Source organism: Pseudophaeobacter sp. TrK17, from assembly GCF_042192375.1.
Taxonomy (GTDB): Bacteria; Pseudomonadota; Alphaproteobacteria; order Rhodobacterales; family Rhodobacteraceae; genus Pseudophaeobacter.
Window position 1 is genome coordinate 435,271 of record NZ_CP071700.1, and the last position, 19,700, is coordinate 454,970.

General features: G+C 61.1%; 15 protein-coding genes and 1 tRNA gene. 3 read left to right on the forward strand and 13 right to left on the reverse strand.

Features of this window, described 5'->3' with window-relative positions; genetic code table 11:
• Positions 1-75: 75 nt before the first annotated feature.
• Genes JZI28_RS02120 through JZI28_RS02140 form a run of 5 tightly spaced genes read right to left on the reverse strand, consistent with a single transcriptional unit; the run spans position 76 to position 5,932 of the window.
• A complete protein-coding gene (locus JZI28_RS02120; protein ID WP_375699081.1) occupies positions 76-1,362 on the reverse strand; it encodes an amidohydrolase family protein in 1,287 nt (428 codons plus the stop codon).
• Positions 1,362-2,306: an ABC transporter permease gene (locus tag JZI28_RS02125; RefSeq protein WP_375699082.1), complete on the reverse strand. Its 945-nt coding sequence runs from the start codon at positions 2,304-2,306 to the stop codon at positions 1,362-1,364. The genes JZI28_RS02120 and JZI28_RS02125 overlap by 1 nt, the downstream gene beginning before the upstream one ends.
• 1 nt (position 2,307) lies before the next feature.
• On the reverse strand, positions 2,308-3,357 hold the full coding sequence (locus JZI28_RS02130; protein WP_375699083.1) for an ABC transporter permease: 1,050 nt from the start codon (positions 3,355-3,357) through the stop codon (positions 2,308-2,310).
• Positions 3,347-4,891 (reverse strand): ABC transporter ATP-binding protein, encoded by a 1,545-nt coding sequence (locus tag JZI28_RS02135; protein WP_375699084.1) that lies wholly within the window; start codon positions 4,889-4,891, stop codon positions 3,347-3,349. Before JZI28_RS02135 ends, JZI28_RS02130 begins: the two co-directional genes overlap by 11 nt.
• Positions 4,892-4,906: 15 nt before the next feature.
• Positions 4,907-5,932, reverse strand: a complete 1,026-nt coding sequence (locus JZI28_RS02140; protein WP_295452482.1) for a BMP family protein — start codon at positions 5,930-5,932, stop codon at positions 4,907-4,909.
• A 446-nt stretch (positions 5,933-6,378) separates the two neighbouring features.
• Here JZI28_RS02140 and JZI28_RS02145 point away from each other — a divergent pair, with 446 nt between their 5' ends.
• Complete coding sequence (locus JZI28_RS02145) at positions 6,379-7,728, forward strand: efflux RND transporter periplasmic adaptor subunit (RefSeq protein ID WP_375699085.1); 1,350 nt, start codon at positions 6,379-6,381, stop codon at positions 7,726-7,728.
• Position 7,729: 1 nt separating this feature from the next.
• Positions 7,730-10,834, forward strand: a complete 3,105-nt coding sequence (locus JZI28_RS02150; protein ID WP_375699086.1) for an efflux RND transporter permease subunit — start codon at positions 7,730-7,732, stop codon at positions 10,832-10,834.
• A 62-nt stretch (positions 10,835-10,896) separates the two neighbouring features.
• Here JZI28_RS02150 and JZI28_RS02155 read toward each other — a convergent pair whose 3' ends face one another.
• The 3 genes from JZI28_RS02155 to JZI28_RS02165 all read right to left on the reverse strand — a co-directional run bounded on the left by JZI28_RS02155 (position 10,897) and on the right by JZI28_RS02165 (position 14,284).
• Positions 10,897-11,364 (reverse strand): nuclear transport factor 2 family protein, encoded by a 468-nt coding sequence (locus tag JZI28_RS02155; RefSeq protein ID WP_295452488.1) that lies wholly within the window; start codon positions 11,362-11,364, stop codon positions 10,897-10,899.
• 40 nt (positions 11,365-11,404) lie between these two features.
• Complete coding sequence (locus JZI28_RS02160; RefSeq protein ID WP_375699087.1) at positions 11,405-13,537, reverse strand: pyridoxamine 5'-phosphate oxidase family protein; 2,133 nt, start codon at positions 13,535-13,537, stop codon at positions 11,405-11,407.
• 120 nt (positions 13,538-13,657) lie between these two features.
• On the reverse strand, positions 13,658-14,284 hold the full coding sequence (locus tag JZI28_RS02165) for a glutathione S-transferase (RefSeq protein ID WP_353400767.1): 627 nt from the start codon (positions 14,282-14,284) through the stop codon (positions 13,658-13,660).
• 192 nt (positions 14,285-14,476) lie between these two features.
• On the opposite strand from JZI28_RS02165, the gene JZI28_RS02170 reads away from it, so the two are divergent.
• Positions 14,477-15,385 carry a LysR family transcriptional regulator gene (locus tag JZI28_RS02170; RefSeq protein ID WP_375699088.1) on the forward strand — a complete coding sequence of 303 codons (909 nt, stop codon included), beginning with the start codon at positions 14,477-14,479 and terminating at the stop codon, positions 15,383-15,385.
• 17 nt (positions 15,386-15,402) lie between these two features.
• Here JZI28_RS02170 and nagA read toward each other — a convergent pair whose 3' ends face one another.
• The 5 genes from nagA to JZI28_RS02195 all read right to left on the reverse strand — a co-directional run bounded on the left by nagA (position 15,403) and on the right by JZI28_RS02195 (position 19,648).
• Entirely contained in the window at positions 15,403-16,566 is a 1,164-nt protein-coding gene (gene nagA / locus JZI28_RS02175) for an N-acetylglucosamine-6-phosphate deacetylase (protein ID WP_375699089.1), read from the reverse strand.
• Positions 16,563-17,471, reverse strand: a complete 909-nt coding sequence (locus tag JZI28_RS02180) for a BadF/BadG/BcrA/BcrD ATPase family protein (protein ID WP_375699090.1) — start codon at positions 17,469-17,471, stop codon at positions 16,563-16,565. The genes nagA and JZI28_RS02180 overlap by 4 nt, the downstream gene beginning before the upstream one ends.
• A gap of 161 nt (positions 17,472-17,632) precedes the next feature.
• A tRNA-Met gene (locus tag JZI28_RS02185) sits at positions 17,633-17,709 on the reverse strand.
• 124 nt (positions 17,710-17,833) lie between these two features.
• Positions 17,834-18,799, reverse strand: a complete 966-nt coding sequence (locus JZI28_RS02190) for an alpha/beta fold hydrolase (RefSeq protein ID WP_375699091.1) — start codon at positions 18,797-18,799, stop codon at positions 17,834-17,836.
• A 45-nt stretch (positions 18,800-18,844) separates the two neighbouring features.
• Positions 18,845-19,648, reverse strand: coding sequence for a PaaX family transcriptional regulator C-terminal domain-containing protein (locus JZI28_RS02195; RefSeq protein WP_375699092.1), 804 nt, complete (start codon positions 19,646-19,648; stop codon positions 18,845-18,847).
• Between the last annotated feature and the right edge of the window lie 52 nt (positions 19,649-19,700).

Genomic DNA, 19,700 nt, shown 5'->3' on the forward strand with positions numbered 1-19,700 from the left:
ACAATCAAGGATTGATTTTCGCGATTGGCTTGTAAAGTAAAAAGCTTTGAAGAGGCCAAGACCGAAGGGCGCGGTTTAAGCTGGGCTGACTACGCCATGACGCCGTCTGATCTTGTCGGGACGGCCGGGTAAAGACAGCTCTGCATCGCCACGGGGAGAGCGGGCGATTACCTTGCCCTTTGCCACCACGGCCAGACGGGCAGGGCGCAAACGGACGGCCTCGGTGGGATTGGCGGCGTCCAGCACCACCAAAGAGGCCTGCGCGCCAGGCTTGAGCCCGTAGTCCTGCGCGCCAACGATCTGGGCGTTGGTTTCGGTCACCATGGTGAAACAGCGTGCCATTTCATCCGGGTGGGTCATCTGCGCCACATGCAGCCCCATAAAGGCAACATCCAGCATGTCGCCGGTGCCCAGAGAGTACCAGGGATCGCGCACGCAGTCCTGCCCCCAGCCAACCGGGATGCCAAGCGCCTGCATTTCCTTCACTCGTGTCAATCCACGCCGTTTGGGGTAGCTGTCATGGCGGCCCTGCAACACGATGTTGATCAGCGGGTTGGGGATGGCAGAGATCCCGGCCTCGGCGATCAGTGGCAGCAGTTTGGAGACATAGTAATTGTCCATCGAATGCATCGAGGTCAGATGCGATCCGGCAACCCGTCCCTGCAGCCCCAGGCGCTGGGCCTCATAGGCGAGGGTCTCGATATGGCGCGACAGGGGATCGTCGCTCTCGTCGCAGTGCAAATCCACCATCAGGCCTCGGTCAGCCGCGATCTCGCAGAGATCGCGCACCGAAGCGGCACCGTCGGCCATGGTGCGCTCAAAATGCGGAATGCCGCCAACAACCTCGACCCCCATATCCAGCGCCCGCAACAGGTTCTCGCGACCTGTCGGGCTGCGATACAGCCCATCCTGGGGGAAGGCGACAAGTTGCAGGTCGATGTAATCTTTGACCTTTTCGCGCACCTCCAACATGGCGGTGACGGTGTTGAGGTGATCCGGTGTGGTGTCCACATGGCTGCGGATGTTCAACAGGCCGAGGCTGGCAGCCCAGTCACAATAGGTCAGGGCGCGGTCGACCATCTCGTCAACCGATGTCTGATCGCGCAGCTCTCCCCACAGCGAGATACCTTCCAGCAGGGTTCCAGAGGCATTCACCCGCGGCAGTCCGTAAGACAGTGTGGCATCCAGATGGAAATGTGGATCGACAAAAGGCGGCGCCACCAGATCGCCAGTCGCGTCGATCACCTCATGCGCCTGCGCCTCGATCTTTGGCTCGATTGCGGCGATGCGGGTGCCTGTGATGGCAATATCGCGCTGGGTGCCGTCGGGCAGGGTGCCACCCTTGATCAGCAGGTCAAACATCATCTCTCTCCCTTGTTGAACGGCACCATCAGCGCCGCTGGGATCTCGGCGCGGCGGGACATCACCACCAGGGCCAGAATGGATAGGAAATAGGGCAACATCAGAAAGACCTGATAGGGCACCACGGCACCAATGCCGGTCTGTTGCAGGCGGATTTGCAGCGCATCAAAGGCGGCAAACAGAATGGCGCCCATTACCGCTTTGCCCGGTTTCCAGGCGCCAAAGACCACCAGCGCAATGCAGATCCAGCCGCGGCCATTCACCATGTCGAAAAAGAAGCTGTCAAAGGCCGAGAGCGTCAAAAATGCCCCCCCCACAGCCATGAAGCCAGAGCCAACAATCACCGCTCCCATGCGGATTGCAGTGACGGACAGGCCCTGTGCAGCCACCGCCGAGGGGTTTTCTCCGGCGGCTCGCACCGCCAGTCCCAGGGGGGTGCGGTACAGCACCAGCGCCGTCAGCGTCGCAAGGATAAATCCGGCATAGGTCAGCGGCGTTTGCGAAAACAGCGCAGGCCCCACCAGCGGCAGGTCTGACAGCAGCGGGATTTCATAGGGTTGAAAGGCGGTGATCTTGGGCGGCGAGGATACCTCGGGCAGCACCACGCGGTAGGTGTAAAAGGTGAGCGAGGTGGCCAGCAGTGTGAGGCCAATGCCCACCACATGTTGCGAGAGACCAAAGGGCACGCTGAGGATGGAATGCACCAAGCCCAGCATCATGCCCGTAAGCATCGCCACTGCCACGCCGCCCCACAGCGGCAGCCCCGCCCAGACAGCAATCCAGCCGGCAAAGGCGCCGGCCACCATGATGCCCTCAATACCAAGGTTCAGCACCCCGGCGCGCTCACAGATCAGCTCACCCAGGGTGGCAAAGATCAGCGGCGAGGCAATTCGGATGGCAGCGGCCCAGAAACTGGCAGAGAGCAAAATATCGAACAGATCCATATCAGTCCCTCCGCACACGGAATTTGGTCAGCAGGATTGCCAGCACCATGAACAACAGCGCCGAGGCCAGCATGATATCGGCAATATAGCTGGGTACGCCGACGGCGCGGCTCATACTGTCGGCGCCGACGAAAATGGCAGCGACGAACAGCGCCGCAACCACCACACCCAGGGGATGCAGCAGCGCCAGCATGGCAACCACGATGCCCGTGTAGCCAAAGCCGGGCGACAGATCGAGCGTCAGCGCGCCCTTGAGCCCGGAGACCTCGGAGAAACCGGCAAGCCCGGCGAGGCCGCCAGACAGCAGTGCGGTTTTTAGGATGACGCGGGTGACGGGAATGCCGGCAAAGCCTGCGGCCTCGGCATTTTGGCCCACCGCGCGCATCTCGTAGCCCAGTGTGGTGCGGGTGTTGATCACCCAGACCAGCAAGGCGGCGGCCAGCGCCAGGGCAAAGCCCCAGTGCAGCCGCAAGCCGTCGACGATACGCGGCAGCCGGGCCTCTGATGTCAGGCGCGCGGATTTGGGCCAGCCCATGCCCATGGGATCTTTCAGCGGACCCTCCAGCAGGTAGGAGACAAACAGCAGGAAGATGAAGTTGAACAACAGGGTTGTCACCACCTCATCGACACCCAGTCGGGTTTTCAGCAAGGCAGGCCCCAGCAACAACAAGGCGCCAGCCAGCATGGCGGACAGAGCGCAGAGCGGCAGCATCAGATAGCTGGGTAAACCCAGCGCGCCAGTGCCCAGGATCACGGTTAGCACCGCCCCGGCATAAAGCTGCGCCTCGGCACCGATGTTCCACAGTTTGGCGCGAAAGGCGACGGCAATGGCCAGCCCGGTAAAGATCAGCGGCGTGGCGCTGTTGAGCGTTTCCAGCAGGGCAAATTTGGAACCAAAGGCGCCGTTCAGGATCAGGCCAAAGACCGCAAAGGGATTGCCCCCGGCAATCAGCGCCAACAGGGCTGCTACCAGAAATGTCGCAGCCATGGCCAGCGCGGGCGGCACAATGCGGCGCGCCGGGCTGGGGGAGGCAATAGGTTCAAGCCGCATCGGGGGCCTCCGCATCAAACCCATGGCCAGCCATCCAGGCGCCCAGCTCTTCGGGGCGCATGCTGCCACGGGCAAAGCTCGGGCTGAGCCGCCCTTCAGAAATTACATGGATCACATCGGAAAGCTGCATGATTTCATCCAGATCCTCGGAGATGAGCAAAACAGCCGCGCCGCGATCGCGGGCCTTGGCCAGTTCGCCATGTACGTAGTTCACCGCGCCAATATCCAGGCCGCGAACGGGCTGGTTGGCCAGAATGATCTGGGGGGATTCTTCTAGCACGCGTCCCAGGATCAGCTTTTGCATATTGCCGCCTGACAGCAGGCGAATGCGAATGTCCGGGCCGGGGCAGCGCACATCATAGGTTTTGATCAGATCCTTGGTAAAGGCGCGGGCGGCCGCCCAGTTCATCCAGCCCCGGCGGCTGAACCGGCTGGCATAGGTTTCCAGGATGGCGTTCTCGGTGAGGTCAAAATCGGCGATAGTGCCGGTTTTGTGCCGGTCTTCGGGAATGCGGGCGATGCCTTTGGCGATGGCGCTTCGGGGGGACCAGTTTTTCACCGGCTCCCCCGCCAGCTGCATCTCGCCCTGCGTTGGACTGATCAAGCCAGAGAGCAGATCAGACAGTGCTGCCTGTCCATTGCCGGAAACACCGGCAAGCCCGGTGATCTGCCCCGCCGCCAGGGTGAGGTTAAGCGATTTCAGCCCCGGTGCTGCGCCGTGATCCGGGGTGCAGACCTGGCGGAGCGCAAGCAAAGGCGCGCCGGGGGGCGCGGTTTCGATGCTGGGGGCGGTGACCTCGGCCCCGACCATCAGCGCTGCCAGCTCTTCGCGACTGCTGTTATCGGTGGCGCGTTCTGCCACCAACCTGCCATGGCGCAGCACCACAACACGGTGAGAGATCGCCATGACCTCGTGCAGTTTGTGGCTGATGAAGATCACCGACAGGCCGGTAGAAATTGCCTCGCGCAGGGTGGCAAACAGCGCCTCGGCCTCTTGCGGGGTCAGTACGGCAGTGGGCTCATCCAGGATCAGGATTTTGGCATCCCGGTACAGCGCCTTGAGGATCTCGACCCGCTGGCGTTCGCCCACCGTCAGGCGACCCACCTTGGCCTCTGGGTCGACTTTGAGATGGAATTGCTGCGACAGGGCGCGAATGCGGGATTTTACCTGCCGGGGTTTCAGCGACAGCCCGGACAGGTGGTCGACGCCCAGAACGATATTTTCCCAGACCGTCAGATTGTCAGCCAGGGTGAAATGCTGATGCACCATGCCAACGCCGGCATCCAATGCCGCGCGGGGTGCACCTGGGGGTAGCGGCTGGCCGAACAGCTCAACCGATCCGGCATCAGCGGTATATTGGCCAAAGAGAATATTCATCAGCGTGGTCTTGCCCGCGCCGTTTTCGCCAAGCAAAGCAATGACTTCGCCGCGATGCAAATCAAAGCTCACCTCCTCATTGGCCGTGACCGGACCAAAGCGTTTGGTGATGCCTTGAAGGCGCAGGACAACCTGCGCCTCGTTTTCTGTGCTCATGCGATCAGGTCCAGCTCAAGAAGACTTGGGCTCTTCGTCGTTGATGGCAACAGTATAGGAGCCATCCTTGATCGCCGCAGTACGGGTGGCGATGAGATCAAGGGCAGCCTGGGGGATCTTGCCCTCAAAGGTGCCATAGGGCGCCAGGGAACAGCCGCCCTTGGCCATAAAGGAATAGATGCCGTAGTCTTTGGCAGTGAAACTGCCCGCCTGCACGGCGGCAATGGCCGCATCCAGGGTGGGTTCAAAATGCCAGATCGCCGAGGCCACAACCGTGTCCGGATAGTCAGACTGGGTGTCGATCACATTGCCGATGGCCAAGAGACCTTTTTCCTTGGCTGCATCCGACACGCCAAAGCGTTCAGCATACAGCACATCGGCGCCATTTTCAGCCATGGCAAAGGCGGTTTCCTTGGCCTTGGGTGGATCAAACCAGGAGCCAATAAAGGAGACCTGGAACTTCATCTCCGGGTTCATTTCCTTTGCGCCGGCCATAAAGGCATGCATCAGGCGGTTCACTTCCGGGATCGGAAAGCCCCCAACCATGCCGATATTGCCAGATTTTGACATCGCCCCGGCGATGATACCCGACAGGTAGGCGGCGTCCTGAATATAGTTATCAAACACCGACAGATTGGGCACGGCGGCGTCTTCTTTGAAAGAAGAGCCCATCAGGAAGGCCACATCCGGGTAGTCAGCCATGACTTCACGGGCCTCGGCCTCGACGCCAAAGATCTCACCGATGATCATCGTGTAGCCGCTTTCGGCATATTCACGCATCACCCGGGCGTAGTCAGAGTTGGAGGTGTTTTCGGAATAGCTGTAGCTGATGTCACCGCGATCCTGCGCTGCCAGCGCGGCCACATGGATGCGGCTGACCCATTGCTGTTCAACCGGGACGGTGTAGATGCCGGCCACTTTGATGGGCTCGGCTGCCATCAGTTTTGCAGGGGACAAAGCGGCACCGGCTGTGAGGGCGAGCGCTGCGCTGCTGGCGAGAAAACGACGGCGCGACGGTGCGGCCAAAGTGGATTTGGTCATAAAACTTCCCCTGTGTTGAAAAGGTCGATCCTTTGCAGATCTTGTCCAAAGGGTAAAAATTTCACGGCGCTCTGGCAAGGGTGCATTCGCAGATTAGCTAGCATCCTGGGAAGGTTGGTCAAATTTTGCACATCTCGGAACGGAGTTTGGTGTTTTTGCGTTTAGAAAATGAATTTCTGGCCGATAGCACTGGTCAAATAGCACTGGTCACACGGGCCGGGATCAGCGGGTGGCGCGCACCAAAGTAAAACAGGATTGACAGCCGGGGCGAGTTTTAGCCGAGTTTGGTTTATCGGTAGGATTTGTCACGGGAAACGGCCAAACTGGGAACGACGGAAACATCGCGGTTCTCCGTTTATATTTTGGTGCCCGTTTTGGGGCCCGTCCAATACCAGTCCAATACCAGTCCAGCGCCTGTCCAGAGCCTGTCAAAAAGGTAGCCCGTTATGAACCTCCGTCCTCTTCTCGTCGTGCCGCCCCTTGCAGTTGGAATTTTGGGGTTTGTCTGGATGACCGCGCGCCCGGAGCCGCAGGTGAGCGCGCTGCCCGAGGCTGAATTGGCGGTGCGCGTTCAGCCGGTGGTCCGCCGAGAAATCATCGCCAGCGCCGAGGGGTTTGGCCGGGTTGAGGCCGAACACAGCTGGGCGGCTATTTCCGAGGTGCAGGGCCGTGTTCTGGAGGTTTCTGCGGGATTGAACACTGGCAGCATCGTCGAAGAGGGCACCGTACTGGTCGAGATCGACCAAACCGACAATGAACTGTCGCGACAAAAGACACTGGCCAATATCGCCGCCGTCGAGGCCGACCTAGCGGAACTTGCCCGCGAGGAAGACAACGCGCAGCGGCTGCTTTTGGTCGAGCAACGGATCCTCAAGGTGGCTCAGGCTGAACTGGCGCGGGTGACATCTTTGCTGGATCGCGGCGCAGGGACACAAGCCACTGTGGATACCGCAGAAAAATCCTATCTGGCGCAGCAGACCTCGGTGACCAATCTGACCAATACGCTATCGCTTTTCCCCGCGCGGCGCGATGCGCTGCACGCGACACTGGCGGTGCGTCAGGCCGAATTGGCCGAGGCGGAGCGGGCGCTGGACAAATCTGTCATCACGGCGCCATTCCGGGGGCGTGTGGCCAGCAAAAGTATCGAAGTTGGACAATTCGTCAGGACGGGGGATACGCTTTTGTCCCTGGACAGCACTGCCGCCGCTGAGGTGACAGCAGAGGTCCAGCCCAGCAGTTTTGGCCCTGTAGTCCTTGCTGGGGCCCAGAACGCGTTTCTGCAAAACAGCAGTTTTGACACCAGCCAATTCACCCAAGCCCTTCGCCGTGCGGGGGTGAGTGCTCATGTGGAGCTTTCGACGCCGGAGCAGTTTGCGCCCTGGGAGGCCGAAATTGTGCGCCTGCGGGGTACCATGGATGCAGAGACCGGCACCATGGGCATTGTCGTCAGAGTTGCAGATCCGTTGGTGTCGCAACAGGGGCTGCGCCGCCCGCCCCTGCATACCGGCAGTTTTGTCCGTGTGGTTTTCTCCAGCGCGCCGAGGCCAGACAGTATCGTGGTGCCCCGCAGCGCACTGCATCTGAGTGACGAGGGGACGCCCTTTGTCTACCTGGCCAACACAGAAGAGCGACTGGCCATCCGTGAGGTGGTGCCCGGGCAGGTCATTGGTGGCGAGGTGATTATCCGCTCTGGTTTGACCGGAGGGGAGACCCTGGTGCTGGGCCTGCCCAGCCCGCCTGTTCCGGGTATGAAACTGGCCTTGGTGCCAGTTTCTGCTGCTGCGGAAGGCCAGTGATATGATCTCTTATTTTGTGCGCCACCCGGTTGCCTCCAACCTGATCATGGTGCTGTTCTGCCTTCTGGGGCTTGGTGTTCTCAGCACTCTGGAGCGCGAGACCTTCCCCGAGTTCACCGCCTCCACTGTGGCGGCCCGGGTGGTCTATGCCGGCGCCTCGGCACGGGATGTGGATGAGGAAATCTGCACCCCACTGGAAGCGGCGCTCACCGGCACCTCTGGAATGACCGAACTCACCTGTCTTTCTGTTGACGGCCTGGCAACTGCCACCGCCGAGCTGGAGGAGGGCGGCGATCTGACGTTGTTTTTTAATGATGTTTTTTCAGCGGTCTCCAGCATCAATGATTTCCCCCTGAATGCTGAAACACCCACGGTGGAAATTCAGGCACGCAGCGATCTGGTGGCGCTGGTGGCGGTCTCTGGTGTGTCTGGCAAACAGGGGTTGATCGAATATACCGATCAGCTGGCGGATCGTCTGCGCGCTGTGCCCGGTGTCGCCGAGATTTCGGTTTCGGGCATTACCGACCGTGAGCTGCAGGTGGTGTTTGATCAGGGCGCGCTGCACCGGTTTGGCCTGTCACCGCGCAATATCGTTGATGCGATCCAGGCCCGCAGCCTGAGCCAGCCGTTGGGCAGTGCAGATCTGGACGAAAACAGCCTGGTGCTGCGCTACGCCGACACCCGCCGCTCGGTTGCCGATCTCGAAGATCTGATCGTTTTGCAAAACCAGTCGGGCAGTTTTGTTCGGGTCAGCGATCTGGCCGAGGTGCGGATGATGGATGCCGACGAAAACATCGCTTCCTTTATTGATGGCGATCAGGCCGCGATCATTTCGGTGTCCAAAGCCAAGAACACCGACAGTATCCGGGTGTTTGAGGCGGTGGATCAGATCCTCAGCGCCGAGCGGGCGGCCTATCCCGATCCGTTTCAGATCACCGTCACCAACAACATGACAGAGCTGGTCGAGGAACGCCTGAACCTGATTTCGGAGAATATTGCCGTTGGTCTGGTTCTGGTGTTTTTTACCATGTGGCTGTTCTTTTCCCTGAACGAGGCTCTGTGGATTTCCGCTGCATTGCCGGTGTCCTTTCTGGGCACGTTGTTTGTAATGAGCCTGCTGGGCATCACCATCAACATGATCACTCTGGTGGCACTGCTGATGGCGGTTGGGCTGATCATGGACGATTCCATTGTGATTGCGGAAAACATCGACAAATGGCGGACCCGTGTCGGCCCCACCGAGGCCGCCTCCCGTGGGGCGCTGGAAGTTCTGCCTGGGGTTTTGTCGTCGTTTCTGACAACCGCCTGCGTCTTTGGCCCCTTGCTGTTTGTTGCCGGCGACATGGGGCAGATCTTGCGGTTCATTCCGCTGGTGCTGCTGATCACCCTGGCAATTTCACTGTTTGAAGGGTTCTTCATTCTGCCGCATCATCTCAGCCATGGGAGACTGGCGCGGACAAGTGTTCACAAGACCCGTTTGGCGGAACGGGGCCTGGACTGGATCAAAGAGCGCTGCGTCTTGCCAATTGCAACCTGGCTGGTGACTTGGCGCTATCTGACCTTGGGGTCGGTCTTTGCTGTCTTGATCCTGTCGATCAGCCTGATTGCCTCTGGTGCGGTCAAGATGATCGGCTTTCCCTCCACCGAAAGCGACACCCTGACGATCCGATTTTCGCTGACCTCCGGGATCAATCGTGAGCGCTCTGTCGAGACCGTGGAACAATTGCTGGCGGGGCTGCGTCAGGTGGATGCGGAATTTACCCCAAAAACCAAGGGGGGGCTGCCTTTGGTTGAGCGGGTTTTGGTGCGTTATGCGGTCAATAGTGAGGTCTATGACAATGGCTCCAACACCGCCACGATCACCGTGGATCTGCTCACCAGCTCTGAACGCAATGTGAGTGCCGATACGGTGCTGGAGGCCTGGAGATCGGCGGCGGGGCCGATCCCGGATCTTGTCCAATCATCGTTTTCTCAGGCTGAAATGGGTCCGGGAGGCTTTGACCTGGATGTGGAACTTACCGGCTATGATCTGGAAGAGCTGGAGGCGGCCTCCGCTGAGCTGCGCAATACCCTGTTGGCGCGTTCTGACGTGGTCGAAGCGTTTCAGGATTTCTATGGTGGCCGACAGGAGGTGCAGCTGGCGCTGAATGAATATGGCTACCTGATTGGGCTGACACCCCAGGCGATGTCGGATCAGCTGCGCAGCGCCTTTCAGGGCACCGAGACGGATAGCTTTCGCTCCAGTCAGTCAGATATGACGGTGCGGGTGAAACTGGATGACACGGTGGCCAATCTGGTTGAGCTGGAACGCTTTCCGATCCTGGTGGGCGATGGCAAGCTGGTGGCGCTGTCAACCGTGGCTCAGATGACCCTGTCGCAGGGCTATCCGACAATCACCCGCAAGAATGGCAAGGCGCTGGCGCGCATTCGCGGCAAGATCGACAACGCCACTGTGACCTCGGCGCAGATCTCGGCGGTGATCACTAAGGAGCTGGGCCCGGCGCTGCAAAAGAGCTTCCCCGGAGTTGAGATCGGCATCTCGGGGGCCAGTGCCGAACAGGCCAAGTCGCAATCCTCGATGATGAAACTGCTGTTATTGGGCCTTGTGGGGGTCTTTATGGTTCTGGCTTTCCAGTTCCGGTCCTATTCGCTGCCGGTTGTGGTGATGTTGTCTATTCCCTTTGCGCTGGTTGGCACCATCCTGGGCCATTGGGGGCTGGGGATGGATATCTCAATGCCCAGTTGGATCGGATTTGCCTCGCTTGCCGGGATTGTCGTGAACAATGCGATCCTGTTTCTGACGTTCTTCCAGTCGCACCTTGATGGGGATGACTATGTTGCCGCCTCTCTGGATGCGGTGCGGGCGCGCTTTCGGCCAATTCTGCTGTCGACCTCTACCACCATCGCTGGTCTGGTCCCGATCCTGTTTGAGACCAGTCCGCAGGTGCAGACCCTGGTGCCAGTCGTGGTTTCGGTGGCCTTTGGCCTGTTGGCCTCGATGGTTTTGGTTCTGTTGGTGCTGCCCGCGCTGATTGCGGTCTATTTTGACGTGGTTGATGTGCGCAAATGGGTGGATCAATTCCAGCGCAGTGAGAATATGTTCTAACGGGCAGGTCCCACCACGCATAGGCAGGCGGCACCCCGCATGGAGGTGCCGCCTTTGATCCGTTACAGTCCCAGATCCGACAGGCCGGGATGATCATCGGGGCGACGCCCCAGCGGCCAGTGAAACTTGCGATCGCTCTCTTTGATGGGCAGGTCATTGATGCAGGCAAAGCGGTTCTGCATCAGGCCGTTTTCGGCGAACTCCCAGTTTTCATTACCGTAAGAGCGATACCAGTTGCCGCTGTCATCATGCCATTCATAGGCATAGCGCACCGCGATGCGGTTTTCGGTAAAGGCCCAAAGCTCCTTGATCAGGCGATAGTCCAACTCGCGGATCCATTTTGCCTCGAGAAAGGCCTGGGCCTCGGCGCGGCTGCTGACAAAGGTGGCGCGGTTGCGCCATTTGGTGTCCGGGGTATAGGCCAGGGCCACCTTGGCCGCATCGCGGCTGTTCCAGCCATCTTCGGCCAGGCGTACTTTTTCAATGGCGCTGTCGCGGGTGAAGGGCGGCAGAGGCGGGCGGGTTTCCATGGTAAGCTTCCTTTGTGTCAAATCAGAAGGGGAGGGGAGGTTAAAGGTCGAGTTCCAAGGCTGCGCTGCCTTTGGCAGGGCGGGCGCAACAGAGAAGGGCTTCGCCGGGGGGAATCTCGGCTTGGGGTGGGGAGCGGTAGCTGACGCTGCCTTGGGTAACTTTGGTGGCGCAGCTGCCGCAGGAGCCTGACCGGCAGCTGAAATCGGGCGTCAGCCCCTGGGCCTCTGCCAGCTCCAGCAAAGACCCGTCTTTGGCGCGCCACTGTGTTGCCCCCGCAAGACTGGCAAAGCGCACTTCGGCGGTCTCGGCTTCGTCCTCGGCGCAGGGATCCGCCAGCTGATCCGCGGGCTGAGCGCCGGTTGAGACATCGGGGGCGCGGCGCAGCGCGGCGGGGCCAAAGCTTTCGGCAAAGATCCGGGCATCGCTGACACCAAGGCGGCGCAGGCTGTCATAGATCCCCTGCATGAAGGGCGGCGGGCCACAAAGGAAGAAATCATAGTCATCCAGCGCCAGTACCTGCCGCAGGGTGTCGTCAGTGATCCGACCGGTGCCGTTATAGTCCAGGCCGGGTTCTTCATCCTCGGTGGCCGTGCCTAAAAGAGACAGGTAGCGGATCTGCCCCTCTGTCGCTTGCTGCAGGGCGCGAAACTCATCCGCAAAGGCGCGCTGGGCGCTGTCGCGGCTGGCATGTAGCACAGTCAGCGGGCGCAGGTGCCGGGTCCGCAGACCTTCGCGCATTACATGGTTGGCCATTGCAACCATCGGCGTGATGCCAACCCCCCCGGCCAAAAGCACCGCCGGCCGCCTTTCGGCAGGATCAATATAAAAGGCACCACGGGGTGCTTTGATCTCCAGGATGTCGCCGGGCATGATCTGGTCATGCAGTAGGTGCGACATCGCACCCTGTTCTTCGCGTTTGACCGAAATCCGGTAGTGGCGCTCACCGGGGGCAGAGGAGACGGTGTAGCTCCGGCTCAGGATTTGGCCGGCGGCTTGTTCCTGTGTCGGTGTCTTGGATCTGGCGCGCAGTGTCAGAGATTGGCCAGCCTCAAACGGCAACAGCGGTGCGCTATCGGCAGGTTCCAGATAAAAAGACCGAATGACCGAGCTTTCTTGCTGCACCCGAGCGACCCGGACCCGGCGCCAGGCATTGCGACCCTCTTCCTGTCTGGACCGTGCGGCGCGGTCTGCCCAGGTGTCGGCCATCAGCGAATGCGGTGAAAAGGCGCCCAGTTTGGCGCGAAACGGCAGCGCATCCTGCAGCCAAAGCCCATGATCCAGGGTAAAGCGCCAACCACGATCGGCACCGTGAAAGCCGCGTATTTCCGGTGCCTCCTTTGACAGCAGCTCAGTGGTGCCAGTGAGCATCAAAAGGTCGCCGGTGGAAAAATCGGGAAACACCAGCCCGGCCTTGGGGTTCAGCAGGAAATTGCCAAAGGTGTTGAAGTGGTTGTTGCCGGGGAAATCGGGAATGATCAGGCTATTGCCATCAACCTGCACAAACCCCGGCCGCCCGCCACGATGGGAGACATCGACACCCTCGACGGTGGGGTTGTCACGGGACTCTACCGCGCTGGCGACAAAGAACACATCCGCTGCCTCGATCATCCGACGCGCCTTTGTGCTCAGGTCTGTGAAACGCGGCGAAGCCTGTGCCGGGGAGCTGTCCGCAGCAGGGCGCAGAAAGGTGATGTCGCGGTGTTGGATATACTGCGGGCAATTGCCAAAGGATTGGTCAACTCGCAGCTGGAGCTGGCTTTCCCCTAAGGAGGAGACGCGTCCGTTCATCCTGTTGCGACGGCGGCTGTGCATCTCAATTCCCAGCACAGCCATCGGCGTTTCAGCCTGCAGGGCGCGCCGTACCGGATCCGCCTGTGCAGCGTTCAAGGCGATGTTCAGGTGGCGGTTGTCCGGGCTTTGGGCAAACCCGGGGGTGCCTGGAAACAGGCTGGCCCAGGGCCAGCCTTTGGCATCCACAGCGCCCACCACCACAAAGGGCAGTTGGGCAAAAAAGGCCCGGTGTTGCTCTGGCATATAGGGGCGGATCACCTTGCGGCCAAATTGTTCCAGCATGTCGCGGCTGCCGTTGGCGCGTTGCAGCTGTTGCTCCCCAGCATGGAATGGGGAGGCGGCCTGGCTGTCGTCAATCTGGGCGGGGATGGCGGGGGGCATGGCGGACCTCTTCACGGGATGCAGTTTGAACAAATGGGCGGGGGCTGGGGAGGCGCCATTGATGGCGGTCTGTCCGGGGCGGGCGACCCGCCCCGGTGGTTGGTTTTGAACGCTGAGCGATCAGGCCGCAGCGGAAAGACCAACAGGCGTGACGGGCATTGGCTTAAAGCCTTTCAGGCCTTCAATGTTGCTCAGCAGGCGGCGCACATTGGGGTAGGCGGCCAGCGAAACATCGCCTTCTGGGGCATGGGCCACATAGGAATAGATCGCCACATCCGCGATGGTGGGCGCAGTGCCAACCAGAAAGTCCCGCCCGTCCAGGTGGGCTTCCAGTTTGGCCAAAAGGCGCTCGGCGACGGTTTTGCAGAACTCCGCATCCAGGGGGGCGTTAAAGACATTGATCAGACGCGCGGCTGCGGGGCCAAACGCCACCTCGCCGGCTGCCAGGCTGAGGAATTTCTGCACCTCGGCTTCGGCAACCGCATCGCTGGGCAGATAGGACGGGGCGTATTTGCGGGCTAGATAGACCAGGATAGCGTTGGAATCACTGATCACGGTATCGCCGTCTTCAAGGACTGGAACCTGACCGGCAGGGTTCAGCGCCAGAAAGGCCTCTCCTTTGTGTTCCCCATTAGCCAGATCGACGGTGATGACCTCATGGGCGATACCCGCCAGGCTGGCAAAGAGTTCAACCCGGTGGCCATGACCGGAGAGGGGGAAGCTGTGGATGCGCAGAGTATTGGACATAGGATGTTCCTCATGGGGTTACCGCGTGAGCGGCGGGAGTGGAAAGCGACTGGGTAAGAGCCGCCGTTTCGATGAGGAAGAGATACATTCAGAACGGATGGGTGATAATATGTCATCCTGTAGAGTAAGTATGTACGTATTGGAGATAATGAGATACCTTGTCCGGGCGAAAGAGAAGCCGAGGGCCAGGCGATGGACACATTGGATTGCATGCGGACTTTTGTTGCGGTTGCAGCGCAACATTCCTTTACTGCCGGGGCGCGCCAGATCGGCATCAGCACCAAACTGGCCAGCAAATATGTGGCCCGGCTGGAAGAACGCCTTGGCGCGCAACTGTTTAACCGCACCACCCGATCGGTTACTCTGACCGATACCGGTCAGGCCTATCTGGAGCGCTGCCTGCCGGTATTGGATCAGATCGACGAGATGGAAGGGGTCATTCAGGAGCGCCAGTCCGAATTGGCTGGCCCCATCCGGCTCACCGCGCCCACGGGGTTTGGCAGCCGCGAGCTGGTGCAGGCGGTGACGCCGTTTCAGCAGAGCCACCCCAAGGTGCAGATCGAAATGCTGCTTTCGGATTATCACGCGCCCATTGTCGAAGAAGGCATTGATCTGGCCATCCGCTTTGGCAGGCTACAGGATTCGACCCTGGTGGCGCGTAAGCTCTGCGACATGCGGCTGGTGGTGGTGGCAGCGCCGGACTATCTGGCACGTCACGGCGAGCCGGGGCACCCCCAGGCCCTGGCGACTCATAACTGCCTGTTGCTGCAATCCGCAGCGCAGCCGGAGCGCTGGCGGTTCAACGAGGCCGGCAAGGTGACCTCTGTCCTTGTGAGCGGCAGCTTTCGGGCCAACTCGCCGCGTGCGGTGGCCCATATGGCGGCGGGTGGCCAGGGCATTGGCCGCTGTCCCTATTACACCGTGAAACCCTTTATTGAAACGGGCCGGTTGCAGCTGCTGTTTGCAGACCGCGAAGACGCGCCGCTGCCGCTCTATGTGGTCTACCCGCCAAGCCGCCACCTGACAGCGCGCATTCGGGCCTTGATCGAACATCTGGCCAAATGGTTCCAGTCAACCGAACAGAACCTCTGGGGGCCGTGACCGCGCTGTCTGCTTTGCTAGCGGCAGATTTCGCAGATGGGCTGTGCTGCACTAAGGTCGCTTTGAATACGGATAAAGTCATGTTCCGCAAGGCCAATCACCGTGCAGTCCTGAGCCCATTGGCGGATCACCTGTCGCGGTGTGGTTACGGCGGCGGTCAGGGCGTCTTGTAGCGCAATATCGCAGTGGGTGACGAGGATGCGCAGCGCTGTGGTGAGGTCAAGATCTGCGCCCGCCAGGGTGCCATCCGCCAGGGTAAGCCGCCCGTTCTGGCGCAGGATCTGGCGGCCCTCCAGCTGAAACGAGGTCAGGTCACTGCCGGCCGGGGCCATGGCGTCACTGACCAGGTAGATTTTGCCCTCGGGGCTGGCATTGCCCATCTTGGCAGCCCAGGCGGTGCGCAGCGCGGCGGGATGTACATGAATGCCATCGGCAATCAGCCCGGCAAATAGCTGCGGATTGTTGAGCGCCGCGCCGGGCACCCCGGGGGCGCGGTGGCCAAGGGGGCTCATGGCGTTGAACAGATGGGTGACACAGGTGACGCCGGCCTCGGCATAGTCCATCGCCTGTTCATAAGGCGCGTCGGTGTGGCCCAGGGACAGGATGACCCCGGCCTGCCGCAGTGCTTTGACCTGATCCAGGTTGACGCTTTCTGGTGCCAGCGTAACCATCAGGACCGGCAGGGCCTCAGCCGCGGCCAGCAGCATGTCCAGATCCGCCGGGGTCATCGCCCGGATCAAAGCCGCATCATGGGCGCCCTTGCGGCTTTGGGCCAGATGTGGGCCCTCCAGATGCAATCCGGCAATGCCGGGCACTCCGGCGGTGATGGCCTGCTGGGTGGCGGCGATGACCTGAGCGGTTTTCTGTAATGTATCGGTGATCAGCGTTGGCAGGATCTGCACCGCGCCAAGCCGTCGGTGCGCCCTGGCAATGCGGTCCAGCCCGGCGCAGTTGGGCTGTGCATTCAACATGATGCCATCGCCGCCATTGACCTGCAGATCCAGATAACCGGGGCTGAGGATATCGCCGGCAAGGTCCACATAGGTCTCATCCGCTGCGGGGGGGCGGTGCGGCATCAGGCTGACCAGCCGACCAGCTTCAAACCGAGCGCTCATGCCCTGTTGCAGACTGTGGCCATCAAAGATCGGGCCGCCTGCGTAAACTGTGCTTGGTCGGCTCATTGGGGCGTCCTGACGGGGGTGTCCGCCACACTGTGATCTTTGGCAGCGAACTCCCGTGCCAGCGCCAGCGCCCCGGTCAACGGATCACCCTGCGGCGGTTGCAGCGTGTCTTGCATTTCTGGCGGCAGATAGCTGCGATACTGTGGCGCCAACCCGCCCGTGAGGCAGAGCGCATGGCCGGGTGCCCAGCCGATCCGTGGCAGGGTGTCGGCAATGTAGCGGGCGCCCTGATGCATCAGATCAGTGGCCAGGGCATCCCCCTGGCTGGCCTGGTAAGTGACATCGCGGGCCAGCGCACCCAATTCCATCGGGCTGGCCTGGGCGGCAAAGGCGACGATTTCGGCAGAGTCTGAATACCGGGCGAAAAGCTGGGTGGTCAAGGTGGAGGCGGGCGCGAGACCGTCGACCATATCCAAGGTGCGCGCCAGGGCCAGACGTCCCAGCCACTGCGCCGAGGCCTGATCGCCCAGCTGCTGTCCCCAGCCGCCAATGATACGGCGCGCGCCCTTGATCTGGCTGGCCAGAAAGGAGCCGGTGCCACAATGGGCAATCGCCCCTTCGCCATCGCCAAGCGCCCCACGCAAAGCAGCGGGTCTGTCGTCTGTGATGCGGCTCTGGGTTAAGGGCAGGTTATGCTGCAGCCGCTGGGCAATGTCAGCACTGACAACCCCGGCCAGCCCAACATAGGCGGGGAGCGCGGCCAGCTGCGCCAGCGGCAGGCCAGTGGCGGCACAAAGGCGCTCCAGCCCCAGATGGATCTGCGCCAGGGCCCCGTCAAAATCGCTGGAAACATTTGCAGGCCCGCTGTCGATCCGGATGACCTCACCGGCGCGCTCCAGTGCGATCCGGCAACGGGTTCCGCCGCCATCTATGGCCAGTATTGCGGTGAGTGGGCTCTGTTTCATACACACAGGTATAGGGGGGGGGGCAAATGGGAGCCAGCCCCAGTTTTTGACGCCAGACTGTGGATGCCAGCTGAACAAAGTGGAGTAGCCCTGAGCCAGGACAGCAGGCGCATCACATTGATTTTCGGGGGTAAAACTGCGGGAGGCTTACAGAGGAAAAGTGGTGGCGTGGGGGAGACTTGAACTCCCGACCTATCGATTATGAGTCGATCGCTCTAACCAACTGAGCTACCGCGCCATCTTCTGTGAGGGGCGATTTACGGAATGGCGCCTCTGGGGTCAAGGCGCAAATGCAGAGGAAACCGGCTTTCGGGTATGTTTTTTTGCCCGGGTCGCCAGTTTTCTTGGTTTTCAACCCGTTGTCAGGCGCTGGGCAGGGCCTGCACCGTGGCGCGAATGAAGTCATTACACAGCGCCGGGGCGGTAATTGGCAACATATGCCCAAGGTCTGGGGCGATTTGGCAGCTCAAACCATAGGTTTCCATTGTTTTGCCCTGGGACTGAGGGCCGAGAATGGCGTCCTCGGCCCCAAAGAGAATCGCCCCCGGTGTGTTGAGCTCTTTGGCGTAGCGGGCGGCCTGGTCTTCGATCGCCGGGTAGAGAAAGGACGCATCCGCTGAGGCGGCGACAAAGCTTTCGGGACGCAGCCCCAGGGCGCCGCCGGCCTTGATCAGGAAATCATCCGGGCAGGGTTCGGGCGCAAAGATCTGTTGCAGAACCGGTTCTGCGGTACGTTGTGCGGTAGGCACAGCCACAGTCTGGGCCATCAGGTGGCGCATGAGGTTGGAATGAACAATCAGCCCCTTAAAGGCCTCAGCCCCCTGTTTTGAAGGATGGGTCAGCGGTGCCAGCAGGGCCAGACCGCGAATTTTCTCTGGGGCCTGCAGCGCCATGGCCAGCGAGACGGCGCCGCCCAGGGAATGCCCCACCAGAACCGGCTGGTGGACCTGGAGCTTGTCCAGCACGTCCAACAGGGTCTTTGCCTGTTCCGGTAGACGCGCCATCGCATCGCTGGTGCGGGTGGAATAGCCACATCCGGGCCGGTCAACTGCGATGACCCGGTAATCCTGGGCCAGGGCGTCGGCCAGCGCATAGGTGAAATGCTGCAATTGGCCGCTTAACCCATGGATAAGCACCAGGGGCTGGGCATCGCGCGGGCCGATGTCGATATAGTGGATTTTTCCCTGCAGGGTGTTACAGAACTGGCCGATGGGCGGCACCAATTGCCGGGCCTCGCGCGCGAGTTTGCGGGTTTTGAGATGCGACGCCCCCATCAGGGCCGCTGGGGCAGCGAGGGCGATCAGGGCAAGACTGCTAAGGGCGGACATGGGCATACTCCGGGATAAGGGCGTGGATCACTTGGCAGGGGATCGCTAGGCTGGTGAGCGCTGGTCCAGCGCCTGAAGCTGTGGGCGTGGTAATTTGTCCAGCAGGGCAAAGACCCGGGCGCGGCAGGTTTCTCCGGCCCAGGCGTCGGGGGGGAACCCTGTGGGCAGCACCGGGTGGCGCAGGGCAATTCTGCGCCAGTGGTGCACGATTAGGGTGCGCAGGGTGGCAATCTGCTCTGGTGACAGGTCGGCTGCGGGGGGCGGGATTTTGGCCAGCGCGTCGAGCAGGGACTGGCAGGCTTCGATCAGATCCTGCGGGAACAGCCGGGCCTGCAGCCAGCCGGGCACCGAAAACGCGGAAACCTGTGCCACAAAGAGATCGTCAAGCCCGTCGGGCGCGGGTCCGTACCCTAGCGCAGTGCGGCGGTTGACCTGGGTGTATTGCGGCAGCAGCAGGGTTTCTTCCAGCGCGTTCTGGCCGCTGCTGTCCTCTGCGATCAGCAGATGCCAGGTCTGTGGCGGTTGCGGGGCGCGGGCGTAGATGCGTGGGGTCACGGCTGCGGATTGATTGCGGCCGAACTCGGTCAGATAGTGCACCGAGGCGCGCCCCGAACGGGTGCTTTCGATCCAGCCGTCCTTACGCAGGCGGTGCAACGCCACCCGGATTGCTTCGGGTTTGATCCCCATCGGAGTGATGATCTGGGTGAGGGTGGTGCCACTGATCTGATCGCCGGGTTTCTGCGCCAGATCGCCAAACAACGAGACGATGATCGACCAGACCCGCAGGTTTTGCAGGTCGGTAAGCTGGGCGATGCTCGCCTGGTAATTCTGAGAAAGTGTTGCTGTCATGGCAGCAAGATAGGCATTCCGGGCCAGTTAGACCAGCCCGGAGCGGTACGGC